This is a genomic window from Stutzerimonas kirkiae (assembly GCF_004327335.1).
Lineage (GTDB): Bacteria > Pseudomonadota > Gammaproteobacteria > Pseudomonadales > Pseudomonadaceae > Stutzerimonas > Stutzerimonas kirkiae.
This window is the reverse complement of sequence record NZ_QJUO01000072.1, coordinates 1-1,655: the sequence shown is the minus strand read 5'-3', so window position 1 is coordinate 1,655 and position 1,655 is coordinate 1. Positions and strand designations below refer to the sequence as shown.

The following is a 1,655-nucleotide window of genomic DNA, read 5'->3' as shown; positions in this document are numbered from 1 at the left end:
CTCCAGCGCTCTTATCGGCTCTTTACTTCCAGCTTGCCGCCGCTCTTCTACGCCAGCTCGTCGAAGCACTCAGCCAGAATGGCCAGGCCCTTCTGCAGTTGCGCGTCGGGGATGGTCAGCGGCATCAGGAAGCGGATCACGTTGTAGTAGGTACCGCACGACAACAGGATCAGCCCCTTCTCGCGGGCACGCACCACCACCTTGCCCACCAGTTCCGCCGCCGGCTTGTGCAGGTCGCCGCCCTCGAACAGTTCGATCGCCACCATCGAGCCCAGGCCACGCACATCGCCGATCACCGGATGCCGCGACTGGATCTCGCGCAGGCCGGCCTTGAGCTTCTCGCCCAGGTCGTTGGAGCGTTCCAGCAGTTTCTCCTGCTCGAACACCTTGAGCACCGCCAGCGCCGCCGCACAGGCGATCGGGCTACCCGCGTAGGTGCCGCCCAGCCCGCCGGGGACGATCGCGTCCATCAGCTCGGCCTTGCCGCCGACTCCGGAGATCGGGAAGCCACCGCCCACCGACTTGGCGAAGGTGGTCAGGTCCGGCACCACACCCAGTTGCTCGGTGGCGAAGAAGGTACCGGTACGCCCGGCGCCGGTCTGCACTTCATCGGCGATCAGCAGGATGCCGTGCTCGTCGCACAATGCCCGCAGGCGCTTCATGAAGGCCGGCGAATTGACATAGAAACCACCCTCGCCCTGCACCGGTTCGATGATGATCGCGGCGATGTCCCGCGGCTGCGCATCGTTCTTGAAGATGCGCTCGATGCTGGCGATGGAGTCGTCCTCGCTGACCCCGTGCAGGGCGCACGGCGCCAGGGCGCGGAAGATACCGCCCGGCATCAGGCCCATGCCCGCCGAATAGGGCACCACCTTGCCGGTCAGCCCCAGGGTCATCAGCGTACGGCCATGGTAGGCGCCGGTGAAGGCGATCACCCCGGCACGGCCAGTCACCGCGCGGGCGATCTTCACCGCGTTTTCCACCGCCTCGGAGCCGGAGGTGACCAGCAGGGTCTTCTTGGCGAAGTCGCCGGGAAGGCGCTTGTTGATCTCTTCGCACAGCTCGATATAGGGCTCGTAGGCCAGCACCTGGAAGCAGGTGTGCGACAGCTTGGTCAGTTGCTCCTGCACCGCCGCCACCACCTGCGGATGCAGGTGCCCGGTGTTGAGCACGGCGATACCACCGGCGAAGTCGATGTATTCACGGCCTTCCACGTCCCATACCGTGGCGTTCTCGGCGCGCTCGGCGACGACCGGGTGGGTCTGTCCGACTCCGCGCGGTACGGCGGCGGCGCGGCGTTGCAACAATGCTGCGTTGGTCTTGCTCATGCTGTCCTCATTGGCCGCTCATCGTGCGGCCTCGTTCAAGGATGAAGCTCCCGGCAGCGGAGCGGCGCAGCATGCGATGATCGACTGCGGCGTCTTGCCAGGGCTCGCTCAGGCCCGTTCACGGGCCGGTTCAGGGGTGCAGCGGGGGCGCCGCGCGCTCTTTCGCGCCTTGCCCCGTCAAAAGGCGCTGGAGGCTGGAAGCCGGACGAGAAGCGCGACTACCTTGCCGCTTCTCGTCCAGCCTCCAGCGCTCTTTTCGATTCGTTTCCACGCATGGCATGACCGCCCGGCTCAAATACCCAGGCACAGGTATTTGATTTCCAGGTA

1 protein-coding gene is annotated in these 1,655 nt (G+C 65.8%); it reads right to left on the bottom strand.

The features are described from left to right. Positions 1–47 precede the first annotated feature (47 nt). Entirely contained in the window at positions 48–1,328 is a 1,281-nt protein-coding gene (gabT, locus tag DNJ95_RS19060) for a 4-aminobutyrate--2-oxoglutarate transaminase (protein WP_131186274.1), read from the bottom strand. Positions 1,329–1,655 lie beyond the last annotated feature (327 nt).

Excerpts from the sequence above, each read along its gene's own strand:
- gabT (WP_131186274.1), bottom strand. The coding sequence starts at position 1,328 with ATGAGCAAGACCAACGCAGCATTGTTGCAACGCCGCGCCGCCGCCGTA.